Genomic DNA, 16,356 nt, shown 5'->3' with positions numbered 1-16,356 from the left:
GGGCCGCCGCCTACGGGTTGGTCCGCAGCCGGTCGATCACCGCCAGCCGCGCCCCCACGTCCAGGTCCCACAGCCGCACGGTGCCGTCCGTACTGCTGCTGGCCACCGTCCGCCCGTCGGGGGCGAAGGCGACGCCCCACACCGCGTTCGCGTGACCGGACAGCGCGGCCACCGGCCGGCGCCCGGCCACGTCCCACAGCCGCACCGTACGGTCGTTCCCGCTGCTCGCGAGCGTCCGGCCGTCGGGGGAGAAGGCGATGCCCCGCACCGAGCCGGTGTGCCCGGCGAGCGCCGCCTCGAAGCGCTGGCGCCGGGCGTCCCACAGCCGGACCGTGCCGTCGTTGCCGCTGCTGGCCAGGGTGCGCCCGTCCGGGCTGAAGGCCACGCCCCGCACCGCGCCCGTATGGCCGGTCAGGGCGGCCAGGGGGCGGCGCCCCGCCACGTCCCACAGCCGGACGGTCAGATCGTCGCCGGCGCTCGCGAGGGTGCGCCCGTCGGGACTGAACGCCACGTCGTTGGCGAAGTCCGTGTGCCCGGCGAGGACCGCCAGGGGGCGGCGCCCCGGCACGTCCCACAGCCGCACCGCCCCGTCCGAACCGGCCGAGGCCAGCGTGCGCCCGTCGGGGGAGAACGCCACCGAGAACACGGTCCCGGCCGCCCCGGCGAGCGTGGCCGGCGTCGCGGACACGGCCGATGTCGGGGACGCGGCCGGCGGGCGCGCGGAGGCGTCCCACAGCCGGATCGTGCCCTCCGAGCCGGCCGCGGCCAGGGTGCGCCCGTCGGGGGAGAACGCCACCGAGAGCACCGTCTCGCCGCGCCCCGGGAACGTGGCCACGACCCGGCGCCCCGCCACGTCCCACAGCCGCACCGAGTGATCCGAGTCCGCAGTGGCCAGCAGCTTTCCGTCCGGGCTGTACGCGGCGTGCCAGACCTCCGTGAACGGCCGCGAGGCCAGCACCGCGCCCCGCAGGTCCCACAGCACCACCGACTGGTCGAAACCGGCGGTGGCCAGGACCGCGCCCGCGCCGTCCACGGCCACCCCGAGGACGTAGTCGGTGTGCCCGGCGAGGGTGGCCGTCAGGCGGCCGCCGGCCACGTCCCAGAGCCGTGTCGTCCCGTCACCGCCCGCGCTGACGACCGTCGTTCCGTCCGGGGTGTAGGCGACGCCGTTGACGTCGTCGCTGTGCCCGGTCAGGGTCGCGGACATCCGGCGCCCGGCCACGTCCCACAGCCGCACGGTCCGGTCGACGCCGCCGGTGGCGACCGTACGGCCGTCCGGGGCGAACGCCGCCCCCAGCACCTCGTCGGTGTGTCCGGTGAGCACGGCCAGCGGCCGGGCCTCCGCCGGATCCCACAGCCGTACGGTCCGGTCGGCGCCCGCCGAGACCAGGGTCGAGCCGTCCGTCGCGTAGGCCAGGGCGTTCACCCTCCCGCTGTGACCGGCCAGCGTGGCCAGGGCGCGGTGCTCCCCGGCGGCCTCCCACAGCCGGATCGTCCCGTCGGGGCCGGGGACCGCCAGCGTGCGCCCGTCCGGCGCGAAGGCCACCGCCCGCGCGCCCGTCGTGCTGGACGGGAGCACCGCCGCCGCACGGTGGCCGGAGACGTCCCAGAGCCGCGCCGGCCCGTCCTCGGAGGTGGCCGCGAGGGTCCGGCCGTCGGGGCTGAAGGCGACCGCGCGCAGGCGCCCGGGCATCGTGAAGGTCGCGGTCGTGCGCCGGTCGGCCACCTGCCGCAGCGTCACCGTGCCGTCGGAGCCGGCCGTCGCCAGGGACGCGTTCCCCGGCGCGAAGGCCACGGCGTTGACCGGCCCGTCGTACCCGCGCAGGCGGGCGATGAAGGGCTGGGACTGCGTGCTCAGCAGGGCGCCGCGCGCCTCCGTGGTCGCCGCGGTCCGGTACGCCTCACCGGCGAGCAGCATCGAGGCCTCCGGCTGGCCCGCGGCCAGCGCGGCGGACTGCAGGGCGAGCGCCCGCGAACGGGCGGTGCGCTCCTGGCCGAGCGCCCCCGCGCGCTGCTGGTACGCCAGACCCCCGGCGCCCAAGGCGAGCACCAGCAGGACGACGAGCGTGGCCAGCATCCGCTGCCGCAGCCGCACCTGGCGTTCCGCCTGCCGCTCGCGGCTGTCCTGCGCGCTCTGGCTCGCCCGCAGGAACGCCGCCTCCGAGGGGCCGAGGCGGCTCCTGCCGTCGAGCTCGTCGGCCCAGGAACGGGCGTTGTCCAGCCGGGTCCCGCGGTACAGGGCCGACGGGTCGCGGCCCTCGCGCTCCCATTCGGCGGCCGCGTGGGCCAGTTGCTGGTGGATCAGGAGCCCGGCCCGGTCGGCGTCGATCCAGCCGCGCAGCCGCGGCCACGCGTGCAGCAGGGCCTCGTGGGTGATCTCGACGGTGTCGCTGTCCGTGGTGATCAGCCGGGCGCGTACGAAGGCGTCGAGCGCGGCCGCGGCGGGACCCGCGTCGACCAGCTGTTCCATCAGGGCGGTGCGGCTCATCCGGCGCCGGGTGGCCCCCGCGCCCTCGGCGACGTGCACCAGCCGTACGAGAACGCGGCGCAGCGTCCGCTGCTCGGCCGGGTACAGGCGGCCGAACACCTCCTCGGCCGTCCGGGCCACCGCCCCCCGGATGCCGCCGGTGCGCTCGTATCCGGCGACGGTCAGCGTGGCCCCCTCGCGGTGGCGCCAGGTGGCCAGCAGGGCGTGGGAGACCAGGGGCAGCGCACCGGACGGCGTCCGGGCGGGGGGATCGTCGCCCAGCCCGAGGTCGCGCAGCAGCAGCGGGACCAGACCCGGTTCGAGGGTCAGACCCGCGAGCTCCGCCGGGCGGACGATCGACTCCCGCAGCTCCGCCGGTGACATGGGGGGCAGGACGAACAGGCCGCCGGTGAACACCGGGGCCAGCTCCGGAAGCTCCAGGCAGTTCCCGGAGAAGTCGGCCCGTACGCCGAGCACCACGACGGCGGGATCGTGACCGGCCGGCGCCGGGCCCCTGAGGGCCGGCGCCTGAGCCGGAACCGTCGGCGCCGGGCCCGGGACCGCCAGCGCGCAGAGCACCCGTACGAACGCGCGCCGCTCGTCCTCGTCGGTGCACAGGGTGAACAGCTCCTCGAACTGGTCGACGATCAGCACCGGACGGACGGGCGGGGGCCGCCGGTCGGGGGAGGAGGCCGGGGGTGGTCCGCAGACCCGGTGGACGGCCTCCAGCAGGGCGTGGGGCCGCTCCCGCAACTCGCGCGCGCCGATGCCCAGATCGCCGCCCAGGACCTTGGCGGCGCGGTCGAGCAGTTCGGCGAGCGGGTGAGCGGTGGGGGTGAACCGCACCACCGGCCACGCGTCGGCGCCCGGCATCGGGAAGCCGCCGCGCCGCCGCAGGGCCGGTACGAGGCCGGCGTTCAGCAAGGACGACTTGCCGGCGCCCGACGGGGCGACCACCATCAGCGGTCCGCTGCCGATCCGCTCGAAGACCCGTTCGGCCAGTTCGGCCGTCGCCCGCCGGCGGCCGAAGAACCACCGCGCGTCGCCCGCGGTGAAGGCCGCCAGTCCGCGGTAGGGACACGCCCCGTCTCCTCGCGCTGGCGCGCCGGGCCCGCCGACGGCGTCGCCCGCGCTGCCGGAGGCGCCGCCGGCGCCGTCCCCGTCGGGCGGTCCCGTCTCCCCGGCCATCCGCACGAGTTCGCCCCCCGCGCCCAGGACCTCGTCGCAGCGCCTCGCGACATCCGCGGTGGCACGCTTCGCACCCGTCTCGATCTTGCTCAGGTAGCCCTTGCTGTAGTGGGTCCGCCGGGCGAGGTCCGCCAGGGACAGGCCGCGTTGCACCCGCAGACGTCGCAGCCGGGTGGGAAAGGCCATCGCGGCGTCGTCGGGCGCGGGCTCGTGATCGGTCTTCCGCGGGCGGTCCGGATCCCCCACAACATCCCCCATGGCAAGCACGCCGAGGCAGCGAGACGGCAGTGCCCAGGCTACAGCGGGGGTCGGACGGCAGGCCCGCTCTTCGGGCCGGTATGACGAGCACAGGAACGGCCGCAGCCGCCGTGCGCAGGTCGCGAGGGCGGCTGCGGACGGCGGCTGCGAAAGCCCTCCCGGGGGAGGTGCTACGGGTTGAGGCGGATCGAGTTGATCGGTGTCAGGTCGGCGTAGACACCGGTCTTGGCGGCGATGGGGTTGCCGCAGCCCGCGCCACCGAAGCCGGTGCACAGGTTTGCGGTCGCACCGCCGTACTGGTTGTTGAGGACCCAGTGGTTGCCGAACTGGTTGCTCAGGTTGTGGGCCCCGTAGCTGTAGAAGACGTGGGTCGGCTTGACGGCGGGGTTCTGGTTCTGGGGGTAGATGCAGACCGCCCCGTCCGGGCACCCGGCCCACGCGTCGGCCGGCTGGGCCGCGGCGGGACCGCTGAGCGCGAGGACGGCGACGGCCGAGGTGGCGAGGGCGGCGGCGCCGCGGAACATCTTGAGCATGGTTTCCCCTTGTGGTTCTGCCGTGATCGAGCGGACGCTCTCAGGCTGCCCCGGCCGCGCACCGGGGTCGACGGGTTGCCCGTTGCCCGTCGCGGCAGGACCCGGGAAACCCCCTGTGACCTGCGCGATCACCGAGCGGGAGGCAACGGCCGCGCCGTGTGCCCACCGCCGCGCCGGAGCTGATCCGGCGTCATGGCGTACGGCCGTCAACCACCGACTCGCCGATCCACTCCTCCGGACCTCAAAATGCCACCGTTTGCCCACGGGATGTATCCATCCGCTTACCCGGTGTGGCGAGCGGTCGTAATCGCCCATAACTTCGGCATCGTGACGAACCGACAACTCAAGTCCCTCACCTGCACCGCCGTCGTCATGGCCGCCGCTCTCGGCGTGGCCGTCGCGCCACCCGCCGCCGCAGCCGGACACCGCGTGCACCAGGGCGAATCCATCCAAGCCGCGGTGAACGCCGCGAGGCCGGGCGACATCATCACCGTCCTGCCCGGGACCTACTACGAGAACGTGCTGATCACGAAGCCGCTGACCCTGCGCGGGTGGGGCGCCAAGACGGTGATCAAGCCGCCGAGCACGCCGGCGAAGCCCGCACGGGCGGCTGGCACCGCCTGCTCGCAGGCCGACACCGGAATCTGTGTCATGGGGACGGCGCAGAACGCCGTCAGCCAGGTGAACATCCGCTCGCTCACCGTCTCCGGCTTCAAGCGGAACGGCATCTGGGCCTCCTACACCGACCGGCTGAGCGTCGAGCGGGTGATCTCCGAGAGGAACGGCACCTGGGGCATCGCGCAGGAGCGCTCCACCCGCGGGACGTTCCGCGACAACGTCGCACGCGACAACACCGAGTCCGGGATCTTCATCGCGAACACCGTCGAACGCGAGGGCGGCGCCACCGACACCCTGGGCGCCGTCGTCCGCAGCAACACCCTGACCGGCAACCGGATCGGAGTGACGGTCAGGCGGGTCAGGAACCTCACCGTCAGCGGCAACACCCTCACCGGAAACTGCGGCGGCGTGTTCGTCGTCGGCGACGAGGGCGAGCCCGGCGCCGGCGACATGACCATCCGCGGCAACCGGATCCACGAGAACAACAAGTTCTGCAAGGGCAACACCCGCCTCCCCGACATCCAGGGCGTGGGCATCGTCCTCACCGGGGCGGAGCAGACGATCGTGCGTTCGAACTCCATCCGCGGCAACGTCGGCTCCTCCCCGCTGTCGGGCGGAATCCTGCTCTTCAAGAGCTTCGTCGGAGCGCAGAACACCGACAACGTCATCCGGGACAACGTGGTGCGTGACAACCAGCCGGCGGACCTGGCCAACCAGGGGACCGGAACGGGCAACGAGTTCCTCCGCAACAAGTGCGGGACCTCCGTGCCGGCCGGGATGTGCTGACCGTGCTCCCCCTCACCAGGAGAATCGAGGCCGTATGACCACGGTAAGTTCCACACCCCCTCCCACCCCCGCGCCCATCCCCGCCCCCACCGCGGCCTCCCCCCAGCCGGCCATGCGGCTGCGCGAGCTCGTCTTCGGAGCGGCGTGCGCCGCGGCCGTACGGGCGGCCGCCCGCCTCAAGGTGGCCGACGCCCTCGGCGACTCGCCCGCCACCGCGGCCGAGCTCGCGACGGCGGTGGACTGCGAGCCGCAGCCCATGCGGCGCCTGCTCCGCGCCCTGTCCTGCTACGGGATCTTCGCGGAGACCGAGGACGGGACGTTCGTCCACACGGAGATGTCCCGGCTGCTGCGCGAGGACGATCCGCACAGCCTGCGCTACATCGCCCTGTGGTGCACCGAGCCCTGGACCTGGGAGGCGTGGCCACGGCTCGACGACGCCGTACGCTCCGGCGGGAACGTCTTCCAGGAGCTGTACGGCAAGGGGTTCTTCGACTACCTGCACCAGGACGCGCACGAGTCGGCCCACGTCTTCAACCGGGCCATGACCACCTCCAGCACGCAGTCGGCGCTGGACGTCGCGGAGCTCCTCGACCTCGGCGGGGTCGCGGTGGTCGCGGACATCGGCGGCGGCCAGGGGCACGTACTGGCGAGCCTGCTGGAGAGGCACCCGGCCGTGCGGGGAGTCCTGCTCGACCTGCCCGCGGTGGTGGCGAAGGCCGATCCCCGGCTGCGCGAGGGCGGCCCGCTCGCCGCACGGACCGGCATCGTCCCGGGGGACTGCCGCGAGTCCATCCCGGTCGAGGCCGACATGTACATCATCAAGAACATCCTGGAATGGGACGACGACAGCACCCGCCGCACCCTGCGCAACGTCGTCGCGGCGGCCCGCCCGGGAGCCAGGGTCGTCGTCATCGAGAACCTCGTCGACGACACCCCGTCGATGAAGTTCACCACGGCCATGGACCTGCTGCTCCTGCTCAACGTCGGGGGCGCCAAGCACACCAGGGAGAGCCTCTGCACGCGCCTGGAGGCCGCCGGTCTGGTGATCGACGAGATCCGTCCGGTCAACGCGTACCTGCACGCATTCGAGTGCACCGTGCCCGGTTGATCCGGCCGCCGGACCAGCGGCACCGCCTCGCCGGCCGCCACCCGAACGCCCCGAGACCGGCACGGAGCCGGTCTCGGGGGCGTCGGCGCGCGGGGCATCAGGCGCCGGGCGTCACGCGCCGGACGTCACGCTCCCGACATCAGGGAGTTGTTGACGAGGTCGAGGAACTCGCGCGGGGACTTGCACCGGTCCGCGTCGGCCGGCAGCGGCTGGCTGTGCCGGTTCTCCAGTTCGCCGACGATGCCGAGGAGCCCCAGGGAGTCCAGGCCCCACTCGTCGAAGCCCGAGTCGGGACGGCTCTCCATGTCGGCGGGGTCTACGGTGACACCGGCGCCCTTCTTCATCAGGGCGGCCAGTTCTTCCATGGTCAGTCGAGCGGTCATGACGACATCTCCTCAGGCTTGCACCGGCGTACGCCGGTCGGTGATCAGGCGCATTTCAGAGCGCGCGAGGAAGCGTGCGATCTCCTCGTCCGTAGTGGGGACACCGTCCTTGGCGCTGTCGAGCAGCCGGGCGAGCACCGCCGCCTTGTGGCTGCCCTCGACGCCCAGCGACAGTGCGGGCCGGGCTTCGAGCGGGGCGCGCATGTCGAGCAGCCGGACGACGATGTCGTCGCGCTGGAAGACGGTGCTGGCCTCGATGGGGCTCGTCGGATCGTCCACGGCCGCCTCGTCCTGGCCGGCGAGCAGCCGGGCGAGTGCCGTGCCGCAGCCGTCCTTGGCCGGGTAGAAGAGCGCGTGGCGCCGGACGTCCGCGGGCTCGTGGTCGCCGGAGGCCACGTGGTGGACCGCCGGGAGCGCCGCACGGGTGAAGAACGTCCGGGCGGATCCGGGGTCGCTGAGGTCCCGGTCCTGCTCCAGATACGGGTTGATGGCCTCCTCCAGCGCCCTCACCTCGGGCTGCTGGGCCACGTGGCGCAGGGCCGCGAGGAGGTCGCCCTCCACCTCCACCGCCCGCACGACGCGGTTGCCGTGCATGAAGAGCGAGGTGCGGCGCAGCCGGGTGCTCTCGTCGACCTGGGCCTTGGGGGAGGCGTATCCGGCCAGCAGCTTCGCCACTTCGGGCTCGCTGCCCGGCTTCACGGTGAAGGTCAGGGCGTGGCGCACCACGCCGTCCCCCCGTCGGGGAGCGGCCCGCAGACGGGTGGGGCCGAGCTCCTTGGCGGGGGCGACGTCCTTGCCCGCCTCGCGCAGCACGCTGAACCGCAGGGAGCGGGTGTCGCGCACGCAGCCGTGGAGCGGCTGCACCGTCGCGACGTGTTCCTCGCTGCTGACCCAGGCCAGGAACCGCGGGGCGCTCTCCCACTCGCTGGTGATGAGCCATTGCGAGGGATTCTCGATCGACTGGCACAACTCGTCGCTGATGTGCCCGGGTACGGAGGACACCTGCTCGCGCAGATGCTCGTACACCTCCAGGAACTTGTTCTGCGCACCGTCGTACAGATCCAGCAGCAGCACGACCCGAAGCCTCGAGCCGTCGAAGGCGGACTGGGATATCCGTTCCGACAAGGTTGTCATCGTTCACACTCCTTCGAGACCACACGGTCGCCACGGGCGGCGCCACCCGAACCGATCGTTGTCCCGTAATCCCCCCGGCGCGAGAGGAGAGAACCAAGCGGGTGAAGGAGCGAGGGAACCCCCCTCCCACAGGGCATGGAAGATCCATGAAGGAAAACGTCGACCACCGCGTCCCGGTCCTCATCGTGGGCGGCTCGCTGGTGGGCCTGTGCACCTCGCTGTTCCTCGGCCGGCATGGCATCAGACACATGCTGGTCGAAAAGCACGCGGGTACCTCGATGCACCCACGCGGCCGCGGGATCAACGTACGGACGATGGAGCTGTTCCGGGTCGCGGGCGTCGAGGGCCGGATCCGTGAGGCCGCCTCGGTCCTGGCGGACAACCACGGCATCACGCAAGGCGGCTCGCTGACCGGCGACGACCAGGAGTGGCTGTTCGAGGAGATCGACCCAGGTGGGGCGCTCGCGCGCTTCAGCCCGTCGTCATGGTGCCTGTGCAGCCAGAACGACATCGAGCCGGTCCTGATGTCCGTGACCCCCTCGCTCGGCGCGGACCTGCGGTTCTCCACCGAGCTCCTCTCCTTCGACCAGGACGCGAACGGGGTGAGCGCCGTCGTGAAGAACCGGGACACCGGGGAGCACTGCACCGTGCGCGCGGACTACCTCGTCGCCGCCGACGGGCCGCGCAGTCCCGTGCGGGAGCAGCTCGGGATCGGGCAGAGCGGCTCCGGTGACCTCTTCCACAACGTGAGCATCACCTTCCGGTCCCGCGGGCTGGCGGAGGTGGTCGGCGACCGCCGCTTCATCGTCTGCTACCTCACCAAGCCCGGCTCCGACGGGGCGCTGCTGCCCGTCGACAACCACGAGCGGTGGGTCTTCCACGCGCCGTGGCACCCCGACCAGGGCGAGACGCTGGAGGACTTCACCGACGAGCGCTGCGTCGAACACATCCGCCGGGCCGTCGGCGCACCCGGCCTGGACGTGGAGATCACCGGCAAGGCCCCGTGGCACGCCGCGGAACGGGTCGCGCAGCGCTACGGCGCCGACCGGGTCTTCCTCGCCGGCGACTCCGCCCACGAGATGTCCCCCACCGGGGCGTTCGGCTCGAACACCGGGATCCAGGACGCCCACAACCTGGCCTGGAAGCTCGCCGCCGTGCTGAACGGCGCGGCGGGCCCCGGGCTGCTGCGGACCTACGAGGCCGAGCGGCAGCCGGTGGCCCGCGCGACGAGCGAGCGGGCCTCGGCCCGGTCGGCGGAGCACAGCCATCCGGGGTACGAGCCGGACCCCGCGGCCGCGCCGGAACCCGCCGGGCGCGGGGGCGGACGGCAGGGCGGCGTCCTGTCCGTGGCCATGGGCTACCGCTACAACCAGGGCGCCGTCCTCGGGTGCGATCCGGACCTTCCGGTCGTACCCGAACGGATGAAGCTCGGCGGCGATCCCGGCACCCGCGCCCCGCACATGTGGCTGCGCGGCCCCGGGGAGCCGGAGCCGAGGTCGACCGTGGACCTCTACGAGCGGTCCTTCGTCCTGCTCAGCTCCGAGGGCACGCCCTGGCGCGGTGCCGCGCTGTCCGTCGCCGAGCGGCTGAAGGCGCCCCTGGAGGCGTACGCGATCGGCTCGGGGCCGGACGCCGACCTGATCGCGGAGGACGGCGGCAACTGGGCCGAGGTGCACGGCACGACCAAGGCGGGTGCGGTCCTCGTACGCCCGGACGGCTTCGTGGCCTGGCGCTCGGTCGAGGCCGTCACGGATCCGGAGACCGTCCTCCACGAGGCGATGACCGCCCTGCTGCACCGGACCTGAGCCGCACCGCCCGACCCGGATCCCCGCGCCGGCCGCCGGTGCGGGGATCCGCCGTCCCTCCGCCTTCCGCCGCCTGCCGTCAGCCGGTGCGGGCGTCGTCGGCGGCGAGGCTCGCGACGTGGTCGGTGACCGTGTCGAGGATGTCCGCCGATATGGAGCCGTCGCCGAGGACGAGGTGGTTCAGGGTCAGCCCGTCGGTCATCGCCGCCAGATAGCGGGCGAGCGAGGGGACCGGCACGCGCAGGGTGAAGCCCATGCGGTCACAGAGCTGCTCGACGAGCTCGGCGTAGGTGTCGGAGTACCGCTCGTACTGCCGCCGGGCCAGGTGCTCGAAGCCGGGCTGCCGCAGGGCGTACTGGGTGAGTTCGTAGGTGAGCATGTGCTCGCCCGGGTGGGCCGACACGTGGTCCCAGTACGCCTGGAAGCCGGCCCGGATGGTCTCGTGCAGGGTGGTCTTGGGCTGGATCGCCTCCCGCACCACGGTGACGCTGTGCTCGGTGATCGCCGCGATGACGGATTCGAGCAGGGCCTGCTTGGAGTCGAAGCAGTAGTGGAAGACGCTCAGGGACACGCCCGCCTCGGCGCAGATCGACCTGGTCGTGGTCCCGGCGACGCCGTCGCGGGTCATCGCCCGGATCGCGGCCTCGGTCAGCTGCCGGCGCCGCTCGGCCGACGGCATCCGTGCCATGGGCGTTCCTTTCGCTTTCGTACGGGGTCGTACGGGGTCGTGCTGTCCGCCCTGCGCTCGGTGCGGCGGGGTGATGTGCGGGGGCCGGCCGGATCGTGTGGCGATCCGGCCGGCCCCGAGTGCTGCGGTCGTCAGCCGCTGTAGACCCCCACCTCGTGCAGGGAGTAGCCCCACTGCGTGCCGCGCTGGAGCCCCTGGACGCGTACGTAGCGCGCCGGGACGCCCGAGAAGCGCGCCGTGTCGAGGCCGCCGTCACCGGAGTCGGTGGACCACACGCTCTGCCAGTCCGTGCCGTTGGCGGACACCTCGATGCGGTAGCCCCGCGCGTACGCGGTCTCCCAGTCGAGGGTGACGCGCTTGATCAGGCTCGGGGAGCCGAGGTCGATCTGGAGCCACTGGTTGTCGTTCCACTCGCTCGCCCAGCGGGTGCCCCGGTCGCCGTCGACGGCCCGGCCCGGCGAGTAGTCCACGAACGGGTTCCACCACTGCGACGTGGACGCCGAGGCGGACGCGCCCGAGGCGAGGTTCACCCCGGCCTTGTGCTGTTCGGACGCCGACCAGGTGCCGAGGTAGGACTCGGCGCCCCGCATCAGGTCGTCGACCACGTCCTGGCCGCCGACCAGCCGGATGTCCTCGATCCAGTCCGGCACCAGCCCGTAGTGCGAGGCGCCGTCGGTGTTGAGGTTCCACGTGCGCTGCCCGGTGGTCTGCTTGTCGATGACGGAGCCGCCGTCGGCGCTGCGGAAGGGGTACGTCACCGGGTTCGGCGTGCCGGCGCCGCGCGGGCCGGGCCAGCCGCCCACGCCGTTCATGTCGGTGCCGTAGCCGTAGCCCACCTTGTACTTGTCGCGCAGCGCGTCCGTGCGCTTCGCCTCGGCACTGAACGCCTCGGAGCCGCTCATGTACTGGGCGATGAACCCGCCGAGCTTGTAGACGCGCTCGGTCCAGTTGAGGTCCATCCAGCTGTGCGAGGAGATCACGCCCGGGTACGACTCGGACTCCAGGATGTCGAAGGCCCGGCCCGCCGCCTTGACGCTCATGTGGTCGACTTCGAGCATCATCTTGCGTTTCATCATGCCGCGCACCGCATACTCACCGAGCTCGGTGAGACCGCGGGTGTTGCACTGGGCGTCCGCGGCGTACGAGGGGACCGCCACACCCGCCGGCAGCTGCTTCTCCGCCGAGGGCGCCGCCGCCAGGCCGATGGGGTTGTCGTGCTGCGGGCCGGTGCACTGCTCCGTCTTCCAGAACGTGCCGGTCGACAGGAACTGGCCCACGTTGATGGCGGTGCCGAGCGCGCCCTCGTCGAAGCGGACCCCGCACAGGGCGTTGTCGAACTTGTGGCACAGGAACATGCTGCGGATGCCCAGCTTGTGCAGCTCGTCCAGGCCGCGGTCGATGTCCTCCTTGCTGCACTGGCCGATGTCCAGGATCTGCTTGCAGCCGAACGGCTCGGAGGTCTCGACCCCCAGCACGACGGCCAGCTTCCCCTGCTTGATGACCTCCCGGGCCTGCGCGGAGTCGGTGACGATCCGGAACCAGCCCTTGCCCGCGCCGCCGTACATCTTGTCGATGTACGCCTGCATGTCGTACGTCTTCTGCGCCTCCAGGCGGATGGCGGTCATCTCGTCGCAGCCGCGGTCCTTGAAGAAGTAGACCGAGCAGATCACGCCGTTGGTGACGAGGTCGTTGACGAGCACCCGCTGACCGCCGCGCCAGGCCCGCTCGACCCAGGCGTAGTAGTTCTGCTGGTGGGTCAGCGAATCGTGGGCGGGCCAGTCCTTGAAGGTCGGCCAGCCGTTGGGGTCGTGCCTGCCGTCGCCGCCCTTGGTGATGAAGTCGAAGACGGCGAGCGATCCGTCGGGGTAGTGCTCGGGGCAGTCCTTGAGCGCGTCGGCGACCCCGAGCTCGGAGAACGGCTTGCCGCAGATGAGCCGGCCGCCGAAGCCCTCGTTGGACATCAGGTGGTCGTGTGCGTCGACGAAGCCCCGGACCCGGCCCTGGGAGTCGGTCCCCTTGAACGGTTCGCCCGTGACGTTGATGTCGGAGTCGGGCGCGGGCCGCGCGACCGGGTTCCACCAGCCGGGATCGGCCGCGGAGGAACTGGGCACGGGGCCGAGCACCATGGCCACCACGGCGAGGAGCAATGACATGACGGCCAGGGGCCTACGCCTGTGGTGCGTGTGTCGGTTTATGGTCATCACTCACGTCTTCGGTCAGCGGGAGCGCGGCCGGCCACGGGTGGGTGGCTTGTCATGGACCGCACAAATATTGCGACGAGGATCGCGACTGGCACCGACGGAGTCAAGAGTCCGGGACAGATGACCTGATGATTCGTCAGGATCGTTGCCCCGGACTCCGCTTCACACGCTGACGCTGAGGGGTCAGCGCTGCTCGGGCAGGTCCATCTCGGCCGGGGTGAACCCGAGTCCGCGCATCGTGGACTTGGCCTCGGCGGGCTGCTTGCCGCAGAACGCGGCCTCCAGCGTCCCGCCGAGGGCCGTGTTGGCGGCCCCCTTGTTCGAGGTGTTCGCCATGGCGGCGAGACTGCGCCGGCCGTCGCGGGTGGAGAAGGCGTAGGTGTAGTAGCCCTGCACGGTGCCCGTGTGCCCGTAGACCGACGTGCCGCAGGAGAGGTCGTAGCGGCGCAGGCCGAGCCCGTAGAACCGCGTGTTCGTGGTGTCGGTGGGCGTCACGGTGATCATGGCGTCCAGCATGCGCGGCGACAGCAGCCGGCCGCCGAGCAGCGCGGACGTGAAGGTGTTCAGATCGGACTGGTTGGAGATGATCGCCCCGGCGGACTGGGCCCACGAGACGGTCTGCTCGGTGGAGTCGACGAGGGGCGCCCCGGCCTCGTCCGGGTGGAGGTAGCCGCGCGCGTGCAGGCCGTCGATCCGGGTGCCGGGGTGCACGTAGGAGGTGTACCGCAGGCCCAGCGGCTTGATGATGCGCCGGTCGTACTCCGTGGCCACGCCGTTGCCCGTGATCTTCTCGATGAGCATGCCGACGACGACGAAGTTGGTGTTCGAGTACTTGTACGCCGCGCCGGGCTCGGTGGTCCTCGGCTCGCTCAGCGAGAGCTTCACCAGGTCCTGGTAGCCGAAGACCTTGTTCCGCACGGCCTCGAAGCCGGGCACGGTCTTGTCGAACATGGCGTTGGTGTAGTCCGCCAGCCCGCTGCGGTGGGTCAGCAGATGACGCACGGTGATCCGGTCGTCGGGCAGCAGGCCCGGCAGGTAGTGGTTGACGGAGGTGTCCAGCGCGATCCGCTCCTCGCCCGCCAGCTGGAGCAGGACGACCGAGGAGAAGGTCTTGCTGACGCTGCCGATGCGGAAGCGGGCCTGCGGGTTCATGGCCGCGCCCGTCGTCTTGTCGCGTACGCCCAGGGCCTGGGTCTTGACCCCGGCCGGGCCGGAGAACCGGGCCATCGCCCCCGGCGCCCCGGCGTCCATCGTGTTCCGCAGCGCCTGGGTCAGCGCCTCCATGTCGGGGGTGACCGGCGACGCGTGGGCGGTGGACACCGGCGTCACGGCGGCCATCACCGCGAGCAGGGCGGCACTGAGGGTCAGACGTCGGGTCACGGGTCGGCTCATGGGTCGGGTCACGGTGGTCCTCCGGTGGTCGGTCGGCAGGGCGAACAGGAGCGGCGCCGCGGACCGGTGGGGTCGGGCGACGCCGCGCCTACGTAAGATCATCGTGCAGGAACCGGGTGGTCCGGTCCGCAACGCGCCGTCCTACGAGGGGCGTTCCAGGAGCCGGAGCGCGGCCTCCCGCATCTCGACCTTGCGGATCTTTCCGGTGACGGTCATGGGGAACTCCTCCACGACGTGCACGTAGCGCGGGATCTTGAAATGGGCCAGCCGCCCTTCGCAGTAGGCCCGCACGGCCGCCGCCGTCAGGGGAGCGGCGCCCTCGCGCATCCGCACCCACGCCATCAGCTCCTCCCCGTACTTCGTGTCGGGTACGCCGATGACCTGGACGTCCAGTACGTCCGGATGGGCGTGCAGGAACTCCTCGATCTCGCGCGGGTACACGTTCTCGCCGCCGCGGATCACCATGTCCTTGATCCGGCCGGTGATGCTCAGGTACCCGTCGTCGTCCATGACGGCCAGGTCCCCGGTGTGCATCCAGCGGGCCGCGTCGACGGCTTCGGCGGTGCGCTGCGGGTCCTCCCAGTAGCCGAGCATCACCGAGTAGCCGCGGGTGCACAGTTCGCCCGGTTCCCCGCGCGGCACCGTCCGTCCCGAGTCCGGATCGACCACCTTCACTTCGAGGTGCGGCCCCACGCGGCCCACGGTGGAGACCCGGCGCTCGACCGAGTCGTCGGCGCGGGTCTGCGTCGACACCGGCGAGGTCTCCGTCATCCCGTAGCAGATGGACACCTCGCGCATGCCCATCCGGTCGATGACCTCCTTCATCACCTCCACCGGACAGGGCGAGCCCGCCATGATCCCGGTCCGCAGGCTCGACAGGTCGTACCCGTCGAAGCCCGGATCCGCCAGCTCGGCGATGAACATGGTGGGGACGCCGTAGAGCGAGGTGCACGACTCCGCCTCCACCGCCGCCAGGGTGGCCGCGGGGTCGAACGAGGGGGCGGGGATCACCATGGCCGCGCCGTGGCTGGTGCAGGCGAGATTGCCCATCACCATGCCGAAGCAGTGGTAGAAGGGCACCGGGATGCACACCCGGTCCTGCTCGGTGTAGTGGCACAACTCGCCCACGAAGAAGCCGTTGTTGAGGATGTTGTGGTGCGAGAGCGTGGCGCCTTTGGGGAAGCCGGTGGTTCCCGAGGTGTACTGGATGTTGACCGGGTCGTCCGGGCTCAGCGCGGCCTGGGCCCGCGCGAGGTCCGCCGGGTCGCCCCGCCGGCCCCGCTCCAGCAGGGAGGCCCAGAGCGGACCCTCCAGCAGGGCCGTGAACTCCAGCGCCGGGCAGCGCGGCCTCACCTCCTCGATCATGGCCGCGTAGTCGGAGGTCTTGAACCGCTCGGCCGCCACCAGCAGCCGGATCCCGGACTGCCGCAGCACGTACTCCAGTTCGTGCGCGCGGTACGCGGGGTTCACGGTGACCAGGACCGCCCCGATCTTCGCGGTGGCGTACTGCACGAGCGTCCACTCCGCGCGGTTGGGCGCCCAGATGCCGACCCGGTCCCCCCGGACGATGCCCAGGTCCAGCAGCCCCAGCGCGAGGGCGTCGACGTCCGCGCCCAGCTCCGCGTACGTCCACCTGCGCCCGGCGGCCACGTCCACGAGGGCGTCGCGCCCGGGGAACCTGCGCACGGTGCGGTCCAGGTTCTCGCTGATGGTGTCGCCCAGCAGCGGCACCTCACAGACCCCGGACGCGTAGCTCGATGCGGCGGACACATGGACCTCCTGGACGGGACGGGAC

The 16,356-nt window shown here is 72.2% G+C and carries 11 protein-coding genes; 3 read left to right on the top strand and 8 right to left on the bottom strand.

Annotated elements, in window-relative coordinates; translation table 11 throughout:
• Window positions 1–10: 10 nt before the first annotated feature.
• Both ACF059_RS07470 and ACF059_RS07465 read right to left on the bottom strand, forming a co-directional pair.
• Window positions 11–3,913: a helix-turn-helix domain-containing protein gene (locus ACF059_RS07470; protein WP_392052670.1), complete on the bottom strand. Its 3,903-nt coding sequence runs from the start codon at window positions 3,911–3,913 to the stop codon at window positions 11–13.
• A 170-nt stretch (window positions 3,914–4,083) separates the two neighbouring features.
• Complete coding sequence (locus tag ACF059_RS07465) at window positions 4,084–4,446, bottom strand: hypothetical protein (RefSeq protein WP_392052668.1); 363 nt, start codon at window positions 4,444–4,446, stop codon at window positions 4,084–4,086.
• A gap of 372 nt (window positions 4,447–4,818) precedes the next feature.
• Here ACF059_RS07465 and ACF059_RS07460 point away from each other — a divergent pair, with 372 nt between their 5' ends.
• Entirely contained in the window at window positions 4,819–5,850 is a 1,032-nt protein-coding gene (locus ACF059_RS07460; RefSeq protein ID WP_392053132.1) for a nitrous oxide reductase family maturation protein NosD, read from the top strand.
• A gap of 34 nt (window positions 5,851–5,884) precedes the next feature.
• Window positions 5,885–6,958: a methyltransferase gene (locus ACF059_RS07455; RefSeq protein ID WP_392052665.1), complete on the top strand. Its 1,074-nt coding sequence runs from the start codon at window positions 5,885–5,887 to the stop codon at window positions 6,956–6,958.
• 125 nt (window positions 6,959–7,083) lie between these two features.
• On the opposite strand, the gene ACF059_RS07450 is transcribed toward ACF059_RS07455, so the two are convergent.
• Window positions 7,084–7,341, bottom strand: a complete 258-nt coding sequence (locus ACF059_RS07450; protein WP_392052662.1) for an acyl carrier protein — start codon at window positions 7,339–7,341, stop codon at window positions 7,084–7,086.
• A 12-nt stretch (window positions 7,342–7,353) separates the two neighbouring features.
• The gene (locus ACF059_RS07445; protein ID WP_392052659.1) at window positions 7,354–8,475 is read right to left on the bottom strand and encodes a SchA/CurD-like domain-containing protein; all 1,122 of its coding nucleotides are present in this window, start codon (window positions 8,473–8,475) and stop codon (window positions 7,354–7,356) included.
• Between the two features lie 146 nt (window positions 8,476–8,621).
• Here ACF059_RS07445 and ACF059_RS07440 point away from each other — a divergent pair, with 146 nt between their 5' ends.
• A complete protein-coding gene (locus ACF059_RS07440; protein ID WP_392052656.1) occupies window positions 8,622–10,280 on the top strand; it encodes an FAD-dependent oxidoreductase in 1,659 nt (552 codons plus the stop codon).
• Between the two features lie 79 nt (window positions 10,281–10,359).
• Here ACF059_RS07440 and ACF059_RS07435 read toward each other — a convergent pair whose 3' ends face one another.
• The 4 genes from ACF059_RS07435 to ACF059_RS07420 all read right to left on the bottom strand — a co-directional run bounded on the left by ACF059_RS07435 (window position 10,360) and on the right by ACF059_RS07420 (window position 16,331).
• Window positions 10,360–10,968 (bottom strand): TetR/AcrR family transcriptional regulator, encoded by a 609-nt coding sequence (locus tag ACF059_RS07435; RefSeq protein ID WP_392052653.1) that lies wholly within the window; start codon window positions 10,966–10,968, stop codon window positions 10,360–10,362.
• Between the two features lie 131 nt (window positions 10,969–11,099).
• Window positions 11,100–13,121 carry a discoidin domain-containing protein gene (locus ACF059_RS07430; RefSeq protein ID WP_392052650.1) on the bottom strand — a complete coding sequence of 674 codons (2,022 nt, stop codon included), beginning with the start codon at window positions 13,119–13,121 and terminating at the stop codon, window positions 11,100–11,102.
• 231 nt (window positions 13,122–13,352) lie between these two features.
• Window positions 13,353–14,561, bottom strand: coding sequence for a serine hydrolase domain-containing protein (locus tag ACF059_RS07425; RefSeq protein ID WP_392052647.1), 1,209 nt, complete (start codon window positions 14,559–14,561; stop codon window positions 13,353–13,355).
• Between the two features lie 141 nt (window positions 14,562–14,702).
• Window positions 14,703–16,331 (bottom strand): AMP-binding protein, encoded by a 1,629-nt coding sequence (locus tag ACF059_RS07420; RefSeq protein ID WP_392052644.1) that lies wholly within the window; start codon window positions 16,329–16,331, stop codon window positions 14,703–14,705.
• Window positions 16,332–16,356: the final 25 nt, after the last annotated feature.

Origin of the sequence: Streptomyces sp. NPDC016562, assembly GCF_043076955.1 — a bacterium.
GTDB lineage: Bacteria > Actinomycetota > Actinomycetes > Streptomycetales > Streptomycetaceae > Streptomyces.
Note: the sequence above shows the minus strand (reverse complement) of the source record. Positions and strands in the feature narration are given on the sequence as shown.